General features: G+C 71.3%; 21 protein-coding genes and 2 tRNA genes. 10 read left to right on the plus strand and 13 right to left on the minus strand.

The annotated features are described in order from the left end of the window. Positions 1-31: 31 nt before the first annotated feature. Entirely contained in the window at positions 32-943 is a 912-nt protein-coding gene (locus ACFWTC_RS17405) for an SMP-30/gluconolactonase/LRE family protein (RefSeq protein WP_383925633.1), read from the plus strand. A 28-nt stretch (positions 944-971) separates the two neighbouring features. On the opposite strand, the gene ACFWTC_RS17410 is transcribed toward ACFWTC_RS17405, so the two are convergent. The 3 genes from ACFWTC_RS17410 to ACFWTC_RS17420 all read right to left on the minus strand — a co-directional run bounded on the left by ACFWTC_RS17410 (position 972) and on the right by ACFWTC_RS17420 (position 1,942). Next, positions 972-1,337: a PH domain-containing protein gene (locus ACFWTC_RS17410; protein ID WP_267721587.1), complete on the minus strand. Its 366-nt coding sequence runs from the start codon at positions 1,335-1,337 to the stop codon at positions 972-974. Positions 1,338-1,552: 215 nt separating this feature from the next. Further along, positions 1,553-1,625, minus strand: a tRNA-Arg gene (locus ACFWTC_RS17415). 226 nt (positions 1,626-1,851) lie between these two features. Beyond that, positions 1,852-1,942, minus strand: a tRNA-Ser gene (locus tag ACFWTC_RS17420). Between the two features lie 186 nt (positions 1,943-2,128). On the opposite strand from ACFWTC_RS17420, the gene ACFWTC_RS17425 reads away from it, so the two are divergent. From ACFWTC_RS17425 to ACFWTC_RS17435, 3 genes are all read left to right on the plus strand, one after another. Then, positions 2,129-2,557, plus strand: coding sequence for an SSI family serine proteinase inhibitor (locus tag ACFWTC_RS17425; RefSeq protein WP_384027708.1), 429 nt, complete (start codon positions 2,129-2,131; stop codon positions 2,555-2,557). A 119-nt stretch (positions 2,558-2,676) separates the two neighbouring features. Further along, positions 2,677-6,042: a PAS domain-containing protein gene (locus tag ACFWTC_RS17430; protein WP_384027709.1), complete on the plus strand. Its 3,366-nt coding sequence runs from the start codon at positions 2,677-2,679 to the stop codon at positions 6,040-6,042. Between the two features lie 13 nt (positions 6,043-6,055). Then, positions 6,056-6,631, plus strand: coding sequence for an antibiotic biosynthesis monooxygenase (locus tag ACFWTC_RS17435; protein WP_383925641.1), 576 nt, complete (start codon positions 6,056-6,058; stop codon positions 6,629-6,631). A gap of 46 nt (positions 6,632-6,677) precedes the next feature. On the opposite strand, the gene ACFWTC_RS17440 is transcribed toward ACFWTC_RS17435, so the two are convergent. From ACFWTC_RS17440 to ACFWTC_RS17485, 10 genes are all read right to left on the minus strand, one after another. Next, positions 6,678-8,327, minus strand: coding sequence for a long-chain fatty acid--CoA ligase (locus ACFWTC_RS17440; protein WP_383925644.1), 1,650 nt, complete (start codon positions 8,325-8,327; stop codon positions 6,678-6,680). 220 nt (positions 8,328-8,547) lie between these two features. Further along, the gene (locus ACFWTC_RS17445) at positions 8,548-9,081 is read right to left on the minus strand and encodes a SigE family RNA polymerase sigma factor (RefSeq protein ID WP_383925647.1); all 534 of its coding nucleotides are present in this window, start codon (positions 9,079-9,081) and stop codon (positions 8,548-8,550) included. Positions 9,082-9,215: 134 nt separating this feature from the next. Beyond that, positions 9,216-10,382 (minus strand): lipid-transfer protein, encoded by a 1,167-nt coding sequence (locus ACFWTC_RS17450; RefSeq protein WP_384027711.1) that lies wholly within the window; start codon positions 10,380-10,382, stop codon positions 9,216-9,218. Continuing rightward, positions 10,379-10,789, minus strand: coding sequence for a MaoC family dehydratase (locus ACFWTC_RS17455; protein WP_383925653.1), 411 nt, complete (start codon positions 10,787-10,789; stop codon positions 10,379-10,381). The genes ACFWTC_RS17450 and ACFWTC_RS17455 overlap by 4 nt, the downstream gene beginning before the upstream one ends. A gap of 3 nt (positions 10,790-10,792) precedes the next feature. Further along, positions 10,793-11,818 (minus strand): acyl-CoA dehydrogenase family protein, encoded by a 1,026-nt coding sequence (locus ACFWTC_RS17460; protein ID WP_383925655.1) that lies wholly within the window; start codon positions 11,816-11,818, stop codon positions 10,793-10,795. Continuing rightward, positions 11,818-12,768 carry a bifunctional MaoC family dehydratase N-terminal/OB-fold nucleic acid binding domain-containing protein gene (locus ACFWTC_RS17465; RefSeq protein ID WP_384027713.1) on the minus strand — a complete coding sequence of 317 codons (951 nt, stop codon included), beginning with the start codon at positions 12,766-12,768 and terminating at the stop codon, positions 11,818-11,820. The genes ACFWTC_RS17460 and ACFWTC_RS17465 overlap by 1 nt, the downstream gene beginning before the upstream one ends. Positions 12,769-12,911: 143 nt before the next feature. Beyond that, the gene (locus ACFWTC_RS17470; RefSeq protein ID WP_383925660.1) at positions 12,912-14,096 is read right to left on the minus strand and encodes an acyl-CoA dehydrogenase family protein; all 1,185 of its coding nucleotides are present in this window, start codon (positions 14,094-14,096) and stop codon (positions 12,912-12,914) included. A gap of 197 nt (positions 14,097-14,293) precedes the next feature. Continuing rightward, positions 14,294-14,605 (minus strand): hypothetical protein, encoded by a 312-nt coding sequence (locus tag ACFWTC_RS17475; RefSeq protein WP_384027715.1) that lies wholly within the window; start codon positions 14,603-14,605, stop codon positions 14,294-14,296. 722 nt (positions 14,606-15,327) lie between these two features. Continuing rightward, positions 15,328-15,744, minus strand: a complete 417-nt coding sequence (locus ACFWTC_RS17480) for a DUF6344 domain-containing protein (RefSeq protein ID WP_383925666.1) — start codon at positions 15,742-15,744, stop codon at positions 15,328-15,330. Positions 15,745-16,372: 628 nt separating this feature from the next. Beyond that, complete coding sequence (locus tag ACFWTC_RS17485; RefSeq protein WP_384027717.1) at positions 16,373-16,828, minus strand: NUDIX hydrolase; 456 nt, start codon at positions 16,826-16,828, stop codon at positions 16,373-16,375. A gap of 29 nt (positions 16,829-16,857) precedes the next feature. On the opposite strand from ACFWTC_RS17485, the gene ACFWTC_RS17490 reads away from it, so the two are divergent. From ACFWTC_RS17490 to ACFWTC_RS17515, 6 genes are all read left to right on the plus strand, one after another. Next, a complete protein-coding gene (locus tag ACFWTC_RS17490) occupies positions 16,858-17,637 on the plus strand; it encodes a GntR family transcriptional regulator (protein ID WP_384027719.1) in 780 nt (259 codons plus the stop codon). Between the two features lie 657 nt (positions 17,638-18,294). After that, a complete protein-coding gene (locus tag ACFWTC_RS17495) occupies positions 18,295-18,561 on the plus strand; it encodes a DUF6284 family protein (protein ID WP_384027721.1) in 267 nt (88 codons plus the stop codon). Then, positions 18,558-18,884, plus strand: a complete 327-nt coding sequence (locus tag ACFWTC_RS17500; RefSeq protein WP_384027723.1) for a DUF6303 family protein — start codon at positions 18,558-18,560, stop codon at positions 18,882-18,884. Before ACFWTC_RS17495 ends, ACFWTC_RS17500 begins: the two co-directional genes overlap by 4 nt. Then, the gene (locus ACFWTC_RS17505; protein WP_384027725.1) at positions 18,881-19,714 is read left to right on the plus strand and encodes a DUF2637 domain-containing protein; all 834 of its coding nucleotides are present in this window, start codon (positions 18,881-18,883) and stop codon (positions 19,712-19,714) included. Before ACFWTC_RS17500 ends, ACFWTC_RS17505 begins: the two co-directional genes overlap by 4 nt. Then, complete coding sequence (locus ACFWTC_RS17510; protein ID WP_384027727.1) at positions 19,711-20,082, plus strand: RRQRL motif-containing zinc-binding protein; 372 nt, start codon at positions 19,711-19,713, stop codon at positions 20,080-20,082. Before ACFWTC_RS17505 ends, ACFWTC_RS17510 begins: the two co-directional genes overlap by 4 nt. 2 nt (positions 20,083-20,084) lie before the next feature. After that, positions 20,085-20,468, plus strand: a complete 384-nt coding sequence (locus ACFWTC_RS17515) for a DUF6251 family protein (RefSeq protein WP_384027728.1) — start codon at positions 20,085-20,087, stop codon at positions 20,466-20,468. The last annotated feature ends 27 nt before the right edge of the window (positions 20,469-20,495 follow it).

Below are 20,495 nucleotides of genomic sequence, written 5' to 3' on the forward strand. Positions count from 1 at the left end.
TTCATTCGGCATTCTGACCTCAGGGGGAACTGTGTCTGCCATAGCCGACCTCGCCTTGTACGAGATTCTGGACGATCGCTTCCGGACCGGCCGCTGTGCCAACGGCGACCTGCGCCTGGAACGGCTCCACGACGACTGCCGCTGGGCGGAAGGCCCGCTCTATCTGCCCGCCTGGCGCCAGTTGGTGTGGAGCGACATCCCCAACGACCGGATCCTGCGGTGGGACGAGGCGACCGGCGCGGTCTCCGTCTTCCGCTCCCCGGCCGGCCACGCCAACGGCAACACCCTGGACCGCGAGGGCCGCCTGATCACCTGCGAACAGGGCAACCGCCGCGTCACCCGCACCGAACCGGACGGCAGCCTCACCGTCATCGCCGACCGCTTCGACGGCAAGCGGCTCAACAGCCCGAACGACGCGGTGGTCCGCTCGGACGGCTCCGTCTGGTTCTCGGACCCGGACTTCGGCATCACCAGCGACTACGAGGGCCGGCGCGCCCCCGGCGAGATCGGCGCCTGCAACCTCTACCGCGCCGATCCGGCCACCGGCGCGGTCCGCGTGGTCGCGGACGGCTTCCTGGGTCCGAACGGACTGGTCTTCTCCCCCGACGAGGCCGAGCTGTACGCCGCGGACACCCGGGCGGGCCACATCCGCGCCTTCAAGGTCACCGACGGCGGCGCCCTCACCGGCGACCGCGTGTTCACCGACTGCCCCTCGGCCGACAACATCCGCTTCGACGACGAGGGCAGGTTGTGGGCGGCCGCGATGGAGTCCGGCGTCCACTGCTACGCCCCGGACGGCACCCTGATCGGCCGCGTCCGCGTCCCCGAGCCCGTCTCGAACATCGCCTTCGGCGGCCCCCGGAACAACCGTCTCTTCATCACCGCCACCACCTCCCTCTACTCCCTGGTGATGTCCGTGACGGGGCTCCCCCGCGTCCTGTGACGCGAGGCATCCCCAAGGGCGGACACGGCTACCGGGCGACGAACTGCGTCAGGATCGCCTGCACCTCGTAGATGTCGACCCCCTTGGTGAAGGTCTTCTCGATCGGCGCCGGGGTCCCGGATATCCAGATCTTGAGCTCGGCGTCGAGATCGAAGTGGCCGGCGGTCTCCACAGAGAAGTGGGTGATGCTCCGGTAGGGGACGGAGTGGTACTCCACCTTCTTCCCCGTGAGCCCCTGCTTGTCGATGAGCACCAGCCGCCGGTCGGTGAACAGGATCGTGTCCCGGATCAGCAGGTACGCCGCGTGGACCTGTTCCCCCTGTCCCAGCAGCCGCGCGTAGTCCCGCTGCGCGGACACGGGGTCGACGGTGTGCGCGTTCCCGAACAGTCCCATGGGGTGCCCCCTTGTTCCGATTTCGAACGATCTTCTTCGAAGGATCTTCAAAACCGTACCGAGGCCGCGGGGTAACCCGCATCCCCCGCCAGAGCCATCCCGCCCCCCACTCCCTCCGGGGTGCCCCCTCCCCATCAAGGAGGAGACGGACCCGACGAGCCCCCGCCCGGGCAACGCAAGAGGCCCCCCGGCGAACCGGGGGGCCTCTCAGGCTGTGCACTCGGCAGGATTCGAACCTGCAACCTTCTGATCCGTAGTCAGATGCTCTATCCGTTAAGCTACGAGTGCTTGGCTTGCTGGGGTTTTGCGCCCCGTTGGCCTTGCGAGAACAACAATACATGGACCTCGCCGGGACGCGAAATCCATTAGGCAAACCATGCTTGATCTGCGGAAACACCCCTGAAGAAGATCATCCGGAGGAGTGCGGACGGGTCGCACACAGATCGGATCGGGCGGCGGCCGCGCCGGGAAACACCGAAGCCCCGGTCCACAGGGACCGGGGCTTCGTCAGGTGCGGAGGCGGAGGGATTTGAACCCTCGATGGGGGGTAAGCCCCAAACCGCATTAGCAGTGCGGCGCCATAGACCGGACTAGGCGACGCCTCCAGCACACCCCCGCGTACGAAGGTGCGTGCAGATGATGACACAGGCGCAGGGCCGGTCACCAATCCGCTCCCACGGTACTAGGACGCACGGCCGGAGGGCAAAGCCTTAAAGCCCTGCCGCACGCAACGTCCGCGCGCCCCCGTCGTTGGTCAGCCGTACGACGTACGGACGACCTGGAGTGCCCCCATGATGCGTCTCGCCGCCTTCGCCGTCACCTCCGCCCTGGCCACCGCCGTGGCCGGGCCACTACCGCCGCTGCCCCTGGGCGGGCTGCTGATGAAGGCCCCCGACCGCCTCTCCATCACCATGGCCGACACCGGAAACCGCCAGTTGGACCGCGAGTACCGACTCGAATGCGATCCCGCCGGCGGCGACCACCCCCAGAGGGAACAGGCATGCGCGCGACTGGACCAGCTCGCCGCGGAGGGCAGGGACCCGTTCGCCCCCGTCTCCAAGCGGCAGATCTGCACCATGCAGCACGGGGGCCCGGCCACCGCCCGCATCACCGGTACCTGGCGGGGGCAGAAGGTCGACGCGACCTTCCGCCGGACCGACGGATGCGAAATCAGCCGGTGGGACGAGTTGGAACCTCTGCTTCCGAGTGGGCGTTCCTGACCTGGGAGGATGCGCGGAATGGGCGCTATACACCGCACTTCGGCCACCCCGCCGCGGGGCTGTGGCCTTAGACTCCTCCCGTGACTTGCCGGTAGTTGTGGTCAGGGAGGAAGCTCGTCGTGAGCAGCAGGCCATCCCGAGGCGCTGCTCGCCTCGCAGCAATACTCGACGCTCTTCCGGACGCGCTGTTGCTCGTCAACGCCAACGGCACGGTCGTCAACGCCAATTCGATCGCCCTCGAGGTGATGGAGAGTCCGGGTACCGGGCTGGTCGGCCGCGGCCTGCTCGACCTGCTGCCCGAATTCGACTCCAAGCTGATCCCCGGCTCCATGCGCCGGCCCGGCGAGGACGAGGGCGGGCGCACCAAGCCCACCCGGATGACCGCGCGCCGTACCGACGGCAGCGAGTTCCCCGTCGAGGTCACCAGCGCCCACCTCGACGGCCGGGACGCCTACCGCGAGCCGCAACCCTCGTACACCGGCGACGAGCTGCTGATGCTCGTCGTACGGGACCTCTCTCAGACGGTGGACACCGAGGCCGAGCTGGCCCGCTCCCAGCGGCAGACCGAGATGATCCTGCGGGCCGCCGCCGAGGGCGTCGTGGGCACGGACACCGACGGCCGGGTGGTGCTGGTCAACCCCGCCGCCGCGCAGATCCTCGGCTACCGCGCCACCGACCTGGGCAACCGCGAACTGCACGGCCTGGTCCAGCACTCGCGCGCCGACGGCTCGCCGTTCCCCTTCGAGGAGTCCCCCCTCGCCGACACCCTGCGCAGCGGACGCAAGCACCGGGTGCGCGGGCAGGTGCTGTGGAACAAGGCCGGGCAGCCCGTCGCCGTGGACCTGACCACCTCTCCCGTACGGGACGGGGAGCAGCTCGTCGGCGCCGTCATGACCTTCACCGACCGCCGGCCCTACGACGCCCTGGCCGCGCGCCACGCCCAGCTGCTGGCCGTACTCGGCGAGTCGCTGCGCGGCCCGTTGGACGAGCTGCGCGGGGAGCTGGCGACGCTGGCCGCCGACGACGCGGGACAGCTGTGGCCCGAGGCCAACCAGCTGCTGCACCATCTGGCCGCCGGGTACTCGCGGATGACCACGCTCGTGGACAACGTGCTCGGCTTCCAGCGCCTGGACTCCGGCGGCGACCGGCTCCAGAAGAAGAAGGTCCTGATCAACGGCGTGGTCACGGCCGGGGTCGACGGCGCGGTCGAGCTGATCGGGCCGGGGCGCGCCCAGTTCGCCGTCCACGCGCCGACCATCGAGGCCGAGGTGGACGGCGACCGCATCGCGACCGCCCTCGCCCACCTGGTCGCGGATGTCGCCGGGGTGGACGCCACCGGCAAGACCGCCCAGGGCAGCGGGTACGGCGACTCGACGATCGTGGTGGCCGCCGCGCAGCGCGGAGACGTCGTACGGATCGAGGTGCGCGGGCCGTACGAGGGCGGGAGCCCGGTGCACGAGCCGATCGTGCGGGGCATCGTGGCCGCGCACGGCGGTGTGCTGCAGACGGTGGAGGTGCCGGGCGCGCCCGGCGGGGCCTACGTGCTGGAGCTGCCGCTCGGCGCGGGAGCCGGGACGGTGACCCTCCCGGAGCCGGAGGAGGAGCCCCCGGCCAAGGAGAGCGCGCCGACCGGGCCCACCGCGACCGCCACCGGTCCCGGCGGACGGCGGGCCCGGCGCGGAGTCGACGCGTTCCTCGACGACCCGGCCGGCGCCCCCGGTGCCTCGAAGCCCGCCGAGGGCGGCGGCGCCCTGGCGCTCGCCTCAGGGAGGCGCCGGGCGGACGAGACCGACGGCGGCGGTCCGGAGCTCGCGCAGTCCCCGGTGAACCCGGCGGGGCTCGGCACCGGGCGGCGCCGCGGGCGCGACGGCGACGGCAGTGGCGAAGGCGGGCAGGGCGGCCCCGGCCGGCCCGTCCCCCCGCAGGGCAACGCCATGCCCGCGCTGCCCCCCGCGCCCGCGATGGCGCCCGTGCCGCCGGTACCCGTGTTGCCGTCGGCGCCCCAGGTTCCCCCCGTTCCGGTGACCGAGCACCCCGCGGGGCGGCGCCGTGCGCTGGGCGCGGCCGGTCCGGCGCAGAACGGCGGCCCCGTGCCGGCGACCGGGCTCCGTCCGGCTCCCGCTCCGGGGCAGGCCCCCGTACGGCCGATCGCCCCCGAGGGCGGCTTCGCGCTGCCCGCGGGGCCGACCCCGGCTCCCCCCGCTCCGCAGAACCCGGCCGCGGCCGGACCCGGTTCCCCACCGGCCGCTTCGGCCGCCGCCGAGGCGGCCTCCGACGGCCCGGGCGCGCGGCGCGGGCGCCGGGTGCTCGGCGCCCCCGTGGCCGAGTCCGAAGCTCCCGTCCCGCAGGCCGCCGAGGGCGCGGAGGAACCCGTACAGCCGACCGGGCGGCGGCGTGCGCTCCAGACCGCCTCGTCCTGGCCGGTGCCGGCGGCGCGGACGGCTCCCGAGGACGGCGGGGCCTCCGGCCAGGCCGCGGTCCCCGGGGCCCGGCAGTCGCAGGACGCCCCCGCCGAGGGCCAGGCCGCGCAGCCGATCAGCGTGCGCGCCCTCGGCACGCTGGGCCAGGGGATCTCCGTGGACCCGAACGGAACGGGCTCCGGGCGGCGGCGGCGCCTTGCCGAGCCGGCGCCCCAGGGCCGGGCGTTCGCCATAGGAGCCCCCGAGGCGGGTTCCGACGAGGGCCCCGAGCCGCTGGACGGCCCGGGCGGCGCGGTGGAGGTGGTCAACCGGCCCGTGCCGCGGCCCGTGGACGACGAGCTTCCGCCGGAGCCGCTGGACAACCCCCGCCGCCTCCTGGTGTGGCCCGCACCCGACGTGCAGACCCAGCAGGCCCTCAGCGACCGCGGCTACCGCCCGGTGATCGTGCACTCCCGCGAGGAGGTGGACGCGCAGATCGCCGCGTTCCCCGCCGCCCTGTTCGTGGACCCGCTGACCGGGCCGATCACCCGGACCGCCCTCCAGTCGCTGCGCCAGGCCGCGGTGGCCGCCGAGGTGCCCGTCCTGGTCACGGCCGGTCTGGGGCACGCCACGCGGGAGGCCGCATACGGCGCCGACCCTGCGGTGCTGCTCAAGGCGCTCGCCCCGCGCGACAGCGAGCAGCACCCCTCGCGGGTGCTGCTGATCGAGGAGCACGACGAGATCGCGGCCGCCCTGACCACGGCCCTGGAACGGCGCGGCCTGCAGGTCGCCCGGGCGGGCGCCGACACGGACGCCGTGGAGCTGGCCACGCGGATGCGGCCCAACCTGGTGGTGATGGACCTGATGCAGGTGCGCCGCAGGCGGGCCGGCATCGTGGACTGGCTGCGCGCCAACGGGCAGCTGAACCGCACCCCGCTGGTCGTCTACACGGCCACCGGCATCGACGCGTCCGAACTGCCGCGGCTGGCCTCGGGGGAGAGCGTGCTCTTCCTGGCCGAGCGGGCGACGACCGACGATGTGCAGGGCCGCATCGTGGACCTGCTGGCCAAGATCGGAACCAACTAGTCATCCTGGCCCGATGGCCATCATCAACACGAGCGAGCAGACCGTCCCCGCCGACAGCGGGGAGGTGAACCTGCTGATCGCGCGACAGGTGGATCCGGGGCACGAGGAGACGTTCGAGGCCTGGGCCCACGGCATCCTGGAGACGGCCGCCGGCTTCCCCGACCATCTCGGATACGGGCTGTTCCGCCCCGCCGCGGAGGGCGGGCCGTGGTTCCTGGTCCACCGCTTCCGCAACCAGGCGGCGTTCCAGCGCTGGCAGGACTCCGCCGAACGGGCCGAGTGGTTCTCGAACTGTCTGGGCCACCACCACACGGAGATAGCCCGGCGCGAACTGCACGGCATGGAGACCTGGTTCGCCAAGCCGGGTACGACCCGGCCCGCGCCGCCGCGGTGGAAGATGGCGGTCAGCTCGGGGCTGGCCATCTTCCCGATCTCGCTGGTCGGCAACGCGGTGCTCGGGCCGTACCTGGTGGACCTGCACTTCGTCCTGCGGACGGCCGCGTTCGCCGTCGTCTTCAGCACCCTGATGACCTACGCCGCCATGCCTGCCGTCAGCAGGCTGCTGCGGCCGTGGCTCACCAGGGGCTGAGTAGGCCCGGCCCGGGTCCCGGGATCCCGGACGGGGCCGTCGGCCCTCAGTCCAGCTTGGTCACGTCCAGCTCGCCGTCGGCGTACTGCTTGCGGATCACCTTCTTGTCGAACTTGCCGACGCTGGTCTTCGGCACGGCCGCGATGACCGTCCAGCGCTCCGGCAGCTGCCACTTGGCGATCGTCTGGGCGAGGAACGCGCGCAGGTCCGCGTAGTCCGCGGTCGCGCCCTCCTTGAGGACGACGGTGGCCAGCGGACGCTCGCCCCACTTGTCGTCGGGGACGGCGACGACGGCCGCCTCGGCGACTTCGGGGTGGGCCATCAGCGCGTTCTCCAGCTCCACACTGGAGATCCACTCGCCGCCGGACTTGATGACGTCCTTGGCCCGGTCGGTGAGGGTGAGGAAGCCGTCCGGGCTGATCACGCCGACGTCGCCGGTCTTGAGCCAACCGTCGGCGCTGAACTTGTCCTCGGGGCGGACCGGTTCCCCGGTGGCGCCGCCGTAGTATGCGCCCGCGATCCAGGCACCGCGCACCTCCAGCTCGCCCGCGGCCTCGCCGTCCCAGGGCAGCCGGTCGCCGCCGGGGCCGACCAGACGGGCCTCGACGCCTGCCGGGAAACGGCCCTGGGTGATCCGGTAGGGCCACTCCTCCTCGGCGCTCAGGCCGGCCGGCGGGTGGGCCATGGTGCCCAGCGGGGACGTCTCGGTCATGCCCCAGGCGTGGCAGAGGCGGACCCCGAGCTTGTCGTAGGCCTCCATCAGGGAGGGCGGACACGCCGCGCCGCCGATCGTGACCTGCTTCATCGAGGTCAGGTCGCGCGGGTTGGCCGTGACCTCGGCCAGTAGTCCCTGCCAGATGGTGGGGACGGCCGCGGCGTGCGTGGGCTTCTCCCGCTCGATCATCTCGGCCAGGGGCGCGGGCTGCAGGAAGCGGTCCGGCATCAGCATGTTGATGCCGGTCATGAAGGTGGCGTGCGGCAGCCCCCAGGCGTTCACGTGGAACTGCGGGACGACGACCAGGGTGGTGTCCTTGTCGTTCAGCCCCATCGACTCGGCCATGTTGACCTGCATGGAGTGCAGGTAGATCGAGCGGTGCGAGTAGATGACGCCCTTGGGGTCCCCGGTGGTGCCGGAGGTGTAGCACATGGCGGCTGCCTGGCGCTCGTCCAGTTCGGGCCAGTCGTAGGTGTCCGGGCGGCCCGCGAGGAGGTCCTCGTACTCGTGGACGCGCACGTCCAGGCCGTCGAGTGCGGAGCGGTCGCCGATGCCGGACACCACGACGTGCTCGATGGTCGGCAGGTGCGGCAGCAGCGGGACGAGGAGGGGCAGCAGCGTGCCGTTGACCAGCACCACCCGGTCGGCGGCGTGGTTGACGATGAACACGAGCTGCTCGGGAGGGAGCCGGAGGTTCAGCGTGTGCAGGACCGCGCCCATGGAGGGGATCGCGAAATAGGCCTCGACGTGCTCGGAGTTGTTCCACATCAAGGTTGCGACCCGGTCGTCCTGGCGGACTCCGAGTTCGTCGCGCAGGGCATTGGCGAGGCGGGTGGCGCGGGCACCGATCTCGGCGAAGCTGCGGCGGTGCGGCTCGGCCTCCCCGGTCCAGGTCGTGACCTGGGACTTCCCGTGGATCGTCATCCCGTGCTGGAGTATGCGGGTGACGAGGAGCGGTACGTCCTGCATGGTGCTCAGCAAAGCGTCCTCCCAGTGAGCGCTGCGGCGCTGCGGCGGCTACGGATGCTGCCGATTCTGCGCACGTACCGGTCGGCATGTCACTACCCGAGAGTAGAAATCGACCCCGATGTTTCACGTGAAACGTCCGTGAGGGTCACGCCGCCGTGTCGTCCGGTCTCCCGTGTTTCACGTGAAACATCGAGGGAGGGGTCAGCACCACCGGCCCGTCCGAGCCCCTGCGTCAGCGCACCGGGGTGAGCTCGGGGTCGTCGCGGAGCTTGACGAGCGCACGCGATACGGCGCTCTTGACCGTGCCGACCGAAACCCCCAGCAGCTCGGCCGTCTGCGCCTCGCTCAGGTCCTCGTAGTAGCGCAGGACGACCATGGCCCGCTGCCGGTCGGGCAGCCGGGTCACCGCGCGCCACATGGCGTCGCGCAGTGCCTGCGCCTCCGCGGGGTCGGCGGTCGGCGCGACCTCGGTCTCGGGCAGCTCGTCGCACGCGAATTCATCGACCTTGCGCTTGCGCCACTGGGAGGTCCGGGTGTTGACCAGGGCCCGCCGGACGTAGCCGTCCAGTGCGCGGTGGTCCTCGATCCTGTCCCAGGCCACGTAGGTCTTCGTGAGGGCCGTCTGGAGCAGGTCCTCGGCGTCGCACGGGTTCGCGGTGAGGGAGCGCGCAGTGCGCATCAGGACCGTACCGCGGGTCCGGACGTACGCCGAGAACGACGGGTACGGCGTCGGATTCGAGGCGAGCGTGCACACTGGCGTGGTCATGTCTCCACGCTAGGAGCGCGCGCGCCCCCTGCAATCGGCCGCAGGTGCCGAAGGGGGGTCCACCTCAGGTTGTAGGGGCGGAGCGGCCCCCACCTCCTGAAGGTGGAGGCCACGGGGCCCCTGGGACCGGGATGTCACCCGTCGGCGCCGAGGATCAGCCCGGAGGTCGGCACCCCCGTACCGGCCGTGACCAGCACGTGCTCCGCCCCCTCGACCTGGTTGACCGAAGTGCCCCGCAGTTGGCGGACGGCCTCGGCGATGCCGTTCATGCCGTGGAGGTACGCCTCTCCCAGCTGACCGCCGTGGGTGTTGAGCGGCAGCGCGTCGGCGGCGACGAAATCGGCGGCCTCACCCGGCTTGCAGAAGCCGAACTCCTCCAGCTGCATGAGCACGAAGGGGGTGAAGTGGTCGTAGAGGATCCCGACGTCGATGTCCGCCGGGCGCAGCCCGCTGGTGCGCCACAGCTGGCGCGCCACGACGTCCATCTCCGGGAGCCCGGTGAGGTCATCGCGGTAGAACGAGGTCATGGCCTCCTGGCGACGCCCGGCACCCTGCGCGGCCGCGGTGATCACGGCGGGCGCCTGCTGCAGGTCCCGGGCCCGTTCGGCAGTGGTGACGACGAGGGCCTGGCCCCCGTCCGTCTCCTGACAGCAGTCGAGCAGCCGCAGCGGTTCCACGATCCAGCGCGAGGCCGCGTGGTCGGCGAGGGTGATGGGCTTGTTGTGGAAGTACGCGGCTGGGTTGTTCGCGGCGTGCCGGCGGTCGGTGACCGCGACGTGCCCGAAGGCCTCCGGGGTGAGGTTGTAGGCGTGCAGGTAGCGCTGGGCGGTCATGGCCACCCAGGAGGCGGGGGTCAGCAGCCCCCACGGCAGCGCCCAGCCGAGGGCGGCGCCCTCCGCCGAGGGCTCGCGCTGCTGCACGCCGGAGCCGAAGCGGCGGCCGGAGCGCTCGTTGAAGGCGCGGTAGCAGACCACGACCTCCGCGACCCCCGTGGCGACCGCGAGGGCAGCCTGCTGGACGGTGCCGCAGGCCGCGCCGCCGCCGTAGTGGATGCGGGAGAAGAAGGACAGGTCCCCGATGCCGGCCGCCTGGGCGACGGTGATCTCGGGGCTGGTGTCCATGGTGAAGGTGACCATGCCGTCGACGTCGGCGGGGGAGAGCCCGGCGTCGGCGAGGGCCGCGTGCACGGCCTCGACCGCGAGGGTGAGCTCGCTGCGGCCGGAGTCCTTGGAGAACTCCGTCGCCCCGATGCCGGCGATGGCGGCGCGGCCGCCGAGCCCGTCCCGGTTTCGGACGCTCATGCCGCACCCCCTCCGGTCAGGGTCACGGTGACCGTGCCGGTGACGTGGTGGCCGATGCCGTTGGCACCGAGGACGCGGATTTCGGCGGTGTCCCCGTCGAGGGCCGTGACGGTGCCGGTGAGGGTCATGGTGTCGCCCGGGTAGTTGGGGGCGCCGAGCCGGATGGCCACCTTGCGCAGGACGGCCCGCGGGCCGAGGTGGTCGGTGATGTAGCGGCCGACCAGTCCGTTCGTGGTGAGGATGTTCATGAAGATGTCCGGGGAGCCCTTCTCCCGCGCCAGTTCCGCGTCGTGGTGCACGTCCTGGTAGTCGCGGGAGGCGATCGCACCCGAGACGATCAGGGTCCGCGTGACGGGAACCACCAGGGGCGGCAGTTCTGCGCCGACCTGTATCGCGCCGACTCTCATGTCTCAGCCCTCCTGCGCCAGTACGGCGCCCAGTTCGGCCAGCAGTTCGCTGCCACAGCCCAGGTACGCGTCCAGCTGGCGCCCCCACAGGAAGTGCCGGTGGACGGGGTGCTCCAGGTCGGCGCCCATCCCGCCGTGCAGGTGCTGGCCGGCGTGCACGACCCGCTTGCCCGCCTCCGAGGCCCACCAGGCGGCCGTCAGGACGTGTTCGCGCGACGGCAGGCCCTGGTCGATGCGCCACGCCGCCTCGTAGGCGGTGACCCTGATCGCCTCGGTGTCCATGTACGCGTCGGCGGCGCGCAGCATGACCGCCTGGTTGGTGGAGAGCGGCCTGCCGAACTGCTCGCGGATCCCGGTGTACTCCACGGCGCGGGCGAGCGAGCCCGCGCAGACGCCCGCCTGGAGTCCGGCGAAGGCGGTGCGGGCGGCCGCGAGCACCTCCTCGTAGGCGCCCGCCGTGCCGATGCGCTCGGCCTCGGCTCCGGCCAGCGTCAGCCGGCCCGCCGACCAGGGGGCGGTGGTCTCCACCGGGGAGCTCCGTACGCCCGGTGCGTCGGTCCGTACGAGCCACAGGTCCCGGTCCGCGTCCGGGACCAGTACGTGCGTGGCCTCGCGTAGCCAGGGCACGGCGGGTGCGGTGCCGCAGAGGCGACCGCCGTCGGCGGTGATCCGGCCGCGGGCCGGTAAGGCGCCGGTGGCGACGGCCTCGCCGGTGGCCAGGGCGGGCAGCAGGCGGGCCCGCTGTCCGGCGGTGCCGTGCGCGGCGACCGGGAGCACGCCGTACGCGCACGTGGCGGCGTACGGAACCTGCGCGGTGGTGCGGCCCTGCTCCTCCAGCAGCAGGACCAGGCCGAGGAGGCCGACGTCCTCGACTGCCCCGATCAGGCCGGCCGCGGTGAGGGCCTTCCACAGCTCGGCGTCGCTGCCGCTGCCGGCGGCCGCGAGACGTTCGTGGGTGGCGAGGTCGCCGAAGATCCGGGCGGCGAGCCCGGCCGCCGCGGCCTGCTCCTCGGTGGGGTGGAAGTCCATCAGCCCTCGCTCCCGCGGAAGACGGGGAGTTCCAACTCGTCGTCGACGCGCAGGAACTCCAGCCGGACCGGCAGACCTATGCGGACCTTGTCGTAGGGGACGCCGGTGATGTTGGTGATCATGCGGACACCCTCGGCGAGCTCGACGAGGGCGACCGCGTACGGTCCGCCCGCGGCCGCGGGATCCTCGTGTGCGGTGAAGGCCGGGAAGGGCGGGTGGTGCATGACCACGTGGCTGAAGACGGTGCCCGCGCCGGAGGCCGCGACGGTGTCCCAGTCGAGCGAGGCGCAGGAGTTGCAGCCGGGGAGCCAAGGGAAGCGCAGGGTGGCGCAGGCGGTGCAGCGCTGGATCAGCAGCCGGTGCTCCCGTACCCCGTCCCAGAAGCCCTGGTTGTCGCGGTTGACCACCGGGCGGGGGCGCCGCGGGGCGGGCTTCACCGGCTCGGCGGGCCGCACGGCCGCGGGTGCCGGTGCGGGTGCCCGGGTGGCCGCCCGGGCGGGCGCGTACTTCAGGATGCGGAAGCGGTGCGTCCCGGCGAGCTCGCCGTCCGCCCGGACGTCCGTGCGCGTGGTCACGAAGTGCCCGGTTCCCAGCTTGGTCGTCTTGCGGGGCGATACGGACTCGATGACGGCATCGAAGGTGACCTCCTGTCCCGGCCGGAGGGGGCGCAGGTACTCCTGCTCGCAGTCGGTGGCCACCACGGAGGTGAAACCGCTTCCTTCCAGCAGTGCGAAGAGCTCGTCGTAGGCGGAGGGACGGTCGGGGTGCCCGGAGAGCCCGCCCATCGTCCAGGCCTGGAGCATGGTCGGCGGGGCGATGGCGTCCGGCCCGCGGTACGCCGGATGGGCGTCCCCCATCGCCTCGCACCAGTGGCGGATCATCGGTGCGTTGACGGTGTCCTTGCCGCAGCCCGCGGTGGCCGCCGGCTGCCCTTCGAAGGCGGCCAGCAATTGGTGGAACCGCTCTGTCGCCCCGGTCTCTGCACCGGCACCCGTACCGGCGGCACCGGGCGCCGCAGCGTCCTCCGTCCTTCCGGATCCGGGCTCCGCCGCTCCGGCCCTCCCGGCCACAGCCCGACCGGCCGCGTCTGCCGTCATCGCTTCCTCCCCTTCATGCCGAGCCGCATCATGGCGACGATCTCCCGCTGGACCTCGCTGACCCCGCCGCCGAAGGTGTTGATCTGCGCGGCCCTGTTCATCCGCTCCAGCTCGCCGCCCTGGAACGACTCGCTCCCCGGCCCCCGGATCAGCCCCTTCTCGCCCACCACCTCCTGGCACATCCGGTACACCTCGACGGTGGACTCGGTACCGAGGAACTTCACGCCGCTCGCGTCTCCGGGCGCCAGGTCGCCGCCGCCGACGTCCTGGACCAGCCGCCAGTTGAGAAGGCGCACGGCGGCCAGCCGCGCGTGCGCCTCGGCGAGCCGGGACCGCACCCACGGCAGATCGGCGGGCCGCTCCCCGGTGACGGGGTCGGGGAGGCGGGCGTGGGCGAGGGCGGACGCGTAGAAGTCCTCCGCCTGCATGCCGATGGCGGCGAGGGCCACGCGCTCGTGGTTGAGCTGGTTGGTGATCAGCCCCCATCCACCGTGCTCGGGCCCGACGAGGTTGCCGCCGGGCACGCGGACGGAGTCGTAGTACGTGGCCGTGGTGGTGAGCCCGCCGACCGTCTCGATGGGGGTCCAGGCGAAGCCGGGGGCCTGCGTGGGCACCAGGATGATCGATATGCCCTTGTGCTTGGGGGCCTGCGGCTCGGTGCGGCAGGCCAGCCAGATCCAGTCCGCGTTCTGGGCGTTCGAGGTGAAGATCTTCTGCCCGTCGACCACCCAGTCCGCGACCCCGTCAGGCCTGCCGTCGGGACGTTCGTCGCGGACGGCACGCGTACGGAGGGAGGCGAGGTCGGTGCCCGCCTCCGGCTCCGAGTAGCCGATGGCGAAGACGATCTCCCCCGCGAGGATGCGGGGCAGGAAGTAGTCCTTCTGCTCCGGCGTCCCGTACTTCATCAGGGTCGGCCCGACGGTGTTGAGCGTGACCATGGAGACGGGGGCGCCGGCCCGGTAGGCCTCGTCGAAGAAGACGAACTGCTCTTCGGGGCCCCGCCCTTGTCCGCCGCACTCGACGGGCCAGCCGAGGCCCAGCAGCCCGTCGGAGCCGATGCGGCGCAGCAGTTCGCGCTGAAGCCCGGGGTCTTCGGGCACCCCGTCGGGCAACAGGTCCTTGAAGTACTTCCGCAGTTCGGCACGGAGCCGCAACTGGCCTTCGGTCGGGGCGAGGTGCACGGCGCTGGCCTCCCGGCATCACATCATCGAGTAAACCTGACTGTCCGTCAGATTTACCCGTGGTGTCAAGGTCGGAAGGGCGGCGAGGAGTCGGAAGCAGGGGGCGGGCGGCCACGCGCGAGGGCGCCCGCACTACCGGACCCCAGCCGGTCCGGTCGCACGGGCGCCCTCAACAGTCGGAGCGGCTCAGGCCGCGGTCACCACCAGGGATGGAAGTTGACCGCTACGTTCGAGTTGCTCTGATGGATCGCGGTGAAGGCCGAGCCGTCGACCTGCGCGGTGTTGTTCTGGTTGGACGCGCCGGAACCGGTGGCCACCTGCTGCGAGGTGGAGGAGTTGCCGTGGTTGTTGCCGCCCACGCCGCTGCCGATGATGCTTGCGACGCTCGCATTCGATCCGTCGTTCGCGAAAGAGCCGTTGTCGGCCGAGGCCACTCCGCCGAAGAGGGCGACGGCGAGGGGCAGAGCAGCGGCAGTGGCGATGACGCGGGCGGTACGGATGCTTGCCATGTCTGAATCCTCCAGAAAACCGAAGTGGGACTTGCCCCAAAGCAGTTGGCCTGCTGCCCCGGTCGTTCGTGTGGGACGACGTCGTGGGACCAGAGTTGCCCACCGAATCCCCGGCGAACCACCCCGGAGTCCCCGATTCCCCCGCAAGTATGACCAACATCGGATAAACCTCATTCACGCCCTCGATGCCCCAGGCCAACGTCCTGGAACCCGGTGAAACCCTTGCCGCACAGGGGATGAAGCGTTCCGCCAGATCGGAGTGTCCCGGACATGCCGAAAAGGGCCGCGCCGTCCGGGAACCCACCGTCTCCCGGGCATGCGGCCCTGCGATACCAAGCTTCGCGCCCCCTGCACGCCCCCGGCGCCCGCCGGGGTGATCCATCCGTGCCCCAGTCCTGGGGCACCTCGGCGCGATCCACGGCCACGAATGACCGGGCTCCAGCGCCTGTTGCCAGACCCGCTACCTGCTTCTGCTGGTCCTGTCGGTGCTGCTGCTCCTGCTCACGTACGTCCTCGCGCGCCGGATTCGGCGCGTACTCCTGCTGTCTGCCTGCCGGCCTGCTACCTGCTACCTGCTACCTGCTACCTGCTACCTGCTGATACTCGGTCCTTCTCAGGCTCGCACTCGTACGGTCGCTCGCGCTCCTGCTCGGTGGCGGCGCGTACGCCCGAGCCACCGGATTCACGGCCGGCCAATGTCGGCCAGTGTCGGCCACGGGGAACTACGCGGCGAGCGCGAGCGCTTCCCGGGCGGCGCCGGTGCGGGATCCGGCTGCGGCCGGAACTCCGGCAAGGGACCCGGCCGGGTTCTGGACTGCGGCGGACGTTCCCGATCCGGCACCCATGGCATCGGCGGTGGTGGAGCGGCGGACGGACGGGGTCTTGCCGTGCGCCTCGGCGCGGATCCGCTGCTTGATGGTGGGCGGGAGCGAACCGCCCCGCATCATCGCCCGCCAGGTCCGCCGGGCCGTGACGGCCGTCCGGCGGGCGGCGGCGGCCGTGGGGGCCGGCACGGCCGGGGCGGAGACGTCGGCGACCGCCGGGGCCGCCTTCCCGCCGAAGCCGAGGGAGGCGAGGAGTGCCACGAGTGCGGCGAGGACGGCGGTCCAGATCGAGGTGACGGTGCTGCGGTGAGCCATGACGGGTGCCTCATTTCGCGATGTTCTGACGGGCGGATCTGAATACATTCGTCATGATGTGGCCGCAACCGCACGGCCCCCACGACGCGCGCCGATCTTCCGACAAACACCACCCAAAAGGCCCAAAGGGACTCTCAAGGCCCTCCGGCCAGGGCGCCCGTCGGCCCGTCCGCCGACTCGCGGGCGCGGTGGAGCCGGGGTCTACTCCGACCCGACGGGCGATCCCGGGGACTCCGGTCGGGAGCGTCCGGAGCCGTTCGGCCTGCGTCTTCCCGGTCAGCAGCCAGCCGTCCGCCAGCGCCAGCAACCAGGGACGTAGGAACCGCCCACCCCGCCGGGCGACCGACGGACCATCCCGAGGCCACCCGAACGTCAAAGGGCGTGACCCCGATCGGGATCACGCCCTCTGACCTGTACTTCACTCACCTGGCGGTGGGTGTGGGATTTGAACCCACGGTGACATCGCTGCCACGACGGTTTTCAAGAGCGCTCCGCTTGCAGCATCCGCTAGGGCTCTGACCTGCACACGAGACCCAACGGGACACCCTCAGCGCTCCCGCTGGCCCACGCATGGCCCACAGAGGGCGCTGCGACCGGGGGGGTGCGACTCGTGGACACCGCTCTCGATCTACGCCGATTCGAGCAGGTGACGCCCGTCGTGGGCGCGCACGAACGGCGTCGTCGCGTCGAGCGCGTCCATCACGCGAACGGCATAGACCTCAGCCATCGACTGCTCCACCTCAGCCGGGGTGAGCCACTTCACCGCAGTGGTCTCCATCGATGTGCGCTCCTCCCCGCCGACCGGACGGCACCGGAACACCAGGGCAACAACGCCACGGCTCATGTTCTTGTACACGCCTGTCAGCCGCTCGACCGAGACCGTGATGCCGGTCTCTTCGAGCACTTCGCGCACCGCCCCGTCCTCCGGGCGTTCATCCAGTTCCAGGACCCCGCCGGGAGGTTCCCACGTGCCGTTGTCGGCGCGGCGAATCGCCAGCACGCGACCGTCCTCGCGCACCACAACGCCAGCGACCGAAACCGAGTGAAGCGGCATTGACGCGCCCTCCGGGTAGCGTTTGCTCATATACAGGAGTCTAGGAGGAACAGAAGGACATGGCCCCTACGTCTTCGAGGGATTCCGGGAAGCCACGGTACCTACAGATCGCTGACGACCTCGCGCAGCAGATCCGCGCCAAGGTGCTTCCCGCTGGAGAGAAGGTCCCGAGCGAATCTGAGCTCATGGACCGGTACTCCGTGTCGCAGGGCACGGTCCGAAAGGCCATGACTGAGCTGCGCACCACAGGTCTGATCGATACGCACCACGGCAAGGGCTCCTTCGTGAAGAGCCGCCCACCGGTCCAACGCAAGTCGTCTGACAGGTTCCGGCGATCGCATCGTACGGCCGGCAAGGCGGCTTACCTCGCCGAGGCTGAGCAGTCGGGCAGTACGCCGAGCGTGCGCGTCCTCTACGTAGGACCGGTGGAAGCCCCCGCCGAGATCGCTGAACGGCTTTCGGTGCCGGTGGGGGAGAAGGTGCTGGCGCGTCGTCGGCTGTACTTCAGCGACGGGATCCCCACGGAGGAAGCGACCTCCTACCTCCCGTGGGACATCGCGAAGGACATCCCAGAGCTCTTCGAGGAGAACCCGGGTGGTGGAGGGATCTACGCACGCCTGGAGGAGCGTGGTCACACGCTGAAGGAGTTCGGCGAGACAGTCCGCGTCCGCCTGGCGAAGAAGCAGGAGATCGTGGCACTGAGCCTCAGCCCGGGCTCACCGATCATCCACCTGACCCGCAACGCGTTCTCTGAAGCTGGGCGCGTGGTTGAGGTCTGCGACACCTTGATGGCCGCTGACCAGTTCGTTCTCGATTACCGGATCCCCGCCCGGGACTGATCCGTTCGCCCGGTTGAGCAACCCGTCGCAGCAATTCGAAGCGGCGGGTTGACTCATGTGCATGAGTTGGGCATTCTCTTACTCGTAACTCCTGCACATGAGTGCAGGAGTGCATGAGTGAGATGTACCGCTATGCCCACAACTGCACAGCGTGATCCACCGCAGCTCAACGGCCGTGACCGCACCGGCCGAGGCGAGTGGAGACCAGCCGACCGAGAACGGGCCCGCGTCACAACCGGGCCCCACACCCCGTAGGGGGACACGCCCTCGGCTTTAAAGATCCGCACGGCCAACCTTTGGCCGCCATGACCTCCAGGGACTCGGACCGCCCCTGGATCGAGCGGTGTCGTGCGAAGCCCAGTCCGACCCTCACCACCGTCCGCCCCACTGCGGAGGTTGTCGTGTACCGACGAAGACCTAGGCGCCGTCGTGCTGGACCGGCACGAGCGGCGTCGCCGACCGCGTCATCTCGCCCTCGCAGCTCTGATGCTGCGCGGCCGGTTGCCTCCTCCGCCCGCCCGGCGCCTTGGCGTCGTACGGGCGGAGCCGAGGGAAGCCGGAGTTCTCCCGCTTCACCCCAACGCAGTGCAGCCCCCGGCGCTCGAACGCCGGGGGCTGCTGTTCAGGCCCCGTTCCTCTCCCGAAGGAGCAAGACCCATGAAGTCCATCGCTGCACTTCACAAGGTTGTTACCCCGTGGACCGATGGCCTGGAGCCGTCGGACGCGGAGCTGGACGCTATCGAGTTCGAGTTGCCGCTGATCCTGGCGGAGGTCGACCTGCTCGACGCGGAGATCGCCGTACTGGACCGGGCGCCGGCCGAGCTGGACGAGCGCCGGATCCGCCGGGCCCGCCGCAGGGTGCTCGCCGCCCGCCGCGCGCTGACCAACCAGGCCGTCGCCTCCCTGCCGGGCGGTGCGGCATGAGTAAGCAGATCTTCCGGGCGCAGATGTCGTTGCGCTGCTGCGGCACCACCGCATCGGCGCGGACGACAAGCCCGTGCTGGCAGCTCTACGTGGCCATGACCGGCCTGGTCAGTGAGTGGCCCACCTTCACCTGGCCGACGTCCACCGCGATCCCGAACACGTTCCAGCGCCAGGCGGCGCTGGCGGAGCTCGGGTTCACGCTCGCCGAGAACGCCGAGTGGGAGTGGATCGAGCACATCGGCCCGGACTACCACCCGCACCCGGCGCGGGTCTTCCTTCTGGGCGCGGCCAAGGTCCGGCCGCTCCCGGAGGGGGCGGCATGAACCGCAAGGCGAAGGCCGCACTCGTCCTCGCGCTGGTCGTCGTGGTCGCCATGGCCTTTCGCGTCTCCTGGAACGCCCTGCGGGATGTGGCCCGGGCGATCGGTGCGGACGACGCGGCAGCCACCCTCTACCCGTTCGTGGTCGACGGCCTGATGGCCCTCGCCCTCGTCGCGGCCCTCGTCCTGACCGACGAGGCCCGCCGGTTCGCCCTGCGGGTCCTGGCCGCGTACACGCTCGCTTCGCTGGTCCTGAACTACGTCCACGGACTGGTGCCCGCCCTCCACAGCAAGGCGGTCGACTGGGGTCGACTGGCCGACTGGGATCCGGCGAACTGGGCTCTCGTCCTGCTGGCGACGTCCCTTCCGGTCGGGTCGATCTACTTCGGATCCGACCTCGTCGCCAAAGTCCTTCACCACAAGCCCCCGATCGAACCGACCGCTCAGGAATCTGCACAGATCACCGTAAATCGGTCCACCCCTGAGCAGGGCGAACCGCTGGTCGAGCTGCCGGAGCCGAAGCGGGAGGTGGACTCTTCCCCCACCGTCCCGATCGGGGCGATAGAGGCTCCCGCCCTGCTCGTCGCGGCGGCTGAGTCGACGCGTCCTCGTCGGGCGACCGGTCGAGTCCCGGCGGCCGCCCGATCGACCCGCCCAACTCGTACCGATGCAGAGCTGCTCGGCGAGGCGCGGAGTCTGACGGAGTCGTGGCCGATCGAGAAACTGACCGGTGAAGGGATCCGCAAGGCCCTGCGCACCTCCCCGGCCAAGGCCAGGATCGTGCGGGAGGCCTTGAAGGCTGAGCGTGAGCGGGACGCGGCGGTGTCCGGATGAGCGTGTCGTTCGCCGACTGCCACGATCCGACGGGAAGAGTCCACGGCCTCCCCACCTTCCCGTGGCGTCTGGCCCCCGACGGTCTCGCCACCCGCCGCCAGTTACGGGCCCTGGGACTGCGCCCCGGCGGTCAGGACATCGCCGGGCAAGTCCTGCGGCCGCGCTTCCGCCGCAGCCCGTTGACCGCGTTACTTTACCGGGTCGACCGGGCCAAGCCCGTCCGGCCGATGACCCCGGCCAAGACCGCCGCGCTGGCGAAGGCCAATACCGCCCGCCGCACCTGCCCGCAGTGCCGCCACGATGCCGGGTACGTCATACCGGCCTCGCTCGGCATGTGCGTTCCCTGCGCCTACCCCGAAGGGGGCTGACCGTGAACCACCTGCCCGAACTCCCCGCGCACGCCAGCGTCGTCCGGCTCCCGGACGGCACCCACGTCTACGCCGACCCCGCGTCCTTGCCCGCCGCGTACGCCGGGCCGCAGGTCGTCCACCAGCACATCCACCAGGCCCCGCCCGACCGGACCGTCCAGCGCATCGCGCTCGGCTCCGGAGTCGGCGCCGGAGCGGTAGCGGCCGGCGTGTACTTCGGCCCGCTCCTGATCGCCGCCCTGACCGCCATCGCCGCGAACATCGCGTTCCTGGCCATCCTCGCGCTGGTGCTCGGCTGGTGCGTCCACACCGTCGTGAAGGCGGTCGGTAGCCCAAGCGGGACGCAGGCCGTGAAGAACGTGCGCAAGGCCCGCCGCCGACGCTGACGGCTGCCCGATCCACCCGCCCCGGCG

The organism is Streptomyces sp. NPDC058619 (assembly GCF_042717785.1).
Taxonomy (GTDB): Bacteria; Actinomycetota; Actinomycetes; order Streptomycetales; family Streptomycetaceae; genus Streptomyces.

Coding starts and splice junctions, on each gene's coding strand:
- ACFWTC_RS17410 (WP_267721587.1), bottom strand. CDS start 1,337: ATGGGACTGTTCGGGAACGCGCACACCGTCGACCCCGTGTCCGCGCAG.
- ACFWTC_RS17425 (WP_384027708.1), top strand. CDS start 2,129: ATGATGCGTCTCGCCGCCTTCGCCGTCACCTCCGCCCTGGCCACCGCC.
- ACFWTC_RS17435 (WP_383925641.1), top strand. CDS start 6,056: ATGGCCATCATCAACACGAGCGAGCAGACCGTCCCCGCCGACAGCGGG.
- ACFWTC_RS17445 (WP_383925647.1), bottom strand. CDS start 9,081: ATGACCACGCCAGTGTGCACGCTCGCCTCGAATCCGACGCCGTACCCG.
- ACFWTC_RS17450 (WP_384027711.1), bottom strand. CDS start 10,382: ATGAGCGTCCGAAACCGGGACGGGCTCGGCGGCCGCGCCGCCATCGCC.
- ACFWTC_RS17455 (WP_383925653.1), bottom strand. CDS start 10,789: ATGAGAGTCGGCGCGATACAGGTCGGCGCAGAACTGCCGCCCCTGGTG.
- ACFWTC_RS17460 (WP_383925655.1), bottom strand. CDS start 11,818: ATGGACTTCCACCCCACCGAGGAGCAGGCCGCGGCGGCCGGGCTCGCC.
- ACFWTC_RS17475 (WP_384027715.1), bottom strand. CDS start 14,605: ATGGCAAGCATCCGTACCGCCCGCGTCATCGCCACTGCCGCTGCTCTG.
- ACFWTC_RS17480 (WP_383925666.1), bottom strand. CDS start 15,744: ATGGCTCACCGCAGCACCGTCACCTCGATCTGGACCGCCGTCCTCGCC.
- ACFWTC_RS17485 (WP_384027717.1), bottom strand. CDS start 16,828: ATGAGCAAACGCTACCCGGAGGGCGCGTCAATGCCGCTTCACTCGGTT.
- ACFWTC_RS17490 (WP_384027719.1), top strand. CDS start 16,858: ATGGCCCCTACGTCTTCGAGGGATTCCGGGAAGCCACGGTACCTACAG.
- ACFWTC_RS17495 (WP_384027721.1), top strand. CDS start 18,295: ATGAAGTCCATCGCTGCACTTCACAAGGTTGTTACCCCGTGGACCGAT.
- ACFWTC_RS17500 (WP_384027723.1), top strand. CDS start 18,558: ATGAGTAAGCAGATCTTCCGGGCGCAGATGTCGTTGCGCTGCTGCGGC.
- ACFWTC_RS17505 (WP_384027725.1), top strand. CDS start 18,881: ATGAACCGCAAGGCGAAGGCCGCACTCGTCCTCGCGCTGGTCGTCGTG.
- ACFWTC_RS17510 (WP_384027727.1), top strand. CDS start 19,711: ATGAGCGTGTCGTTCGCCGACTGCCACGATCCGACGGGAAGAGTCCAC.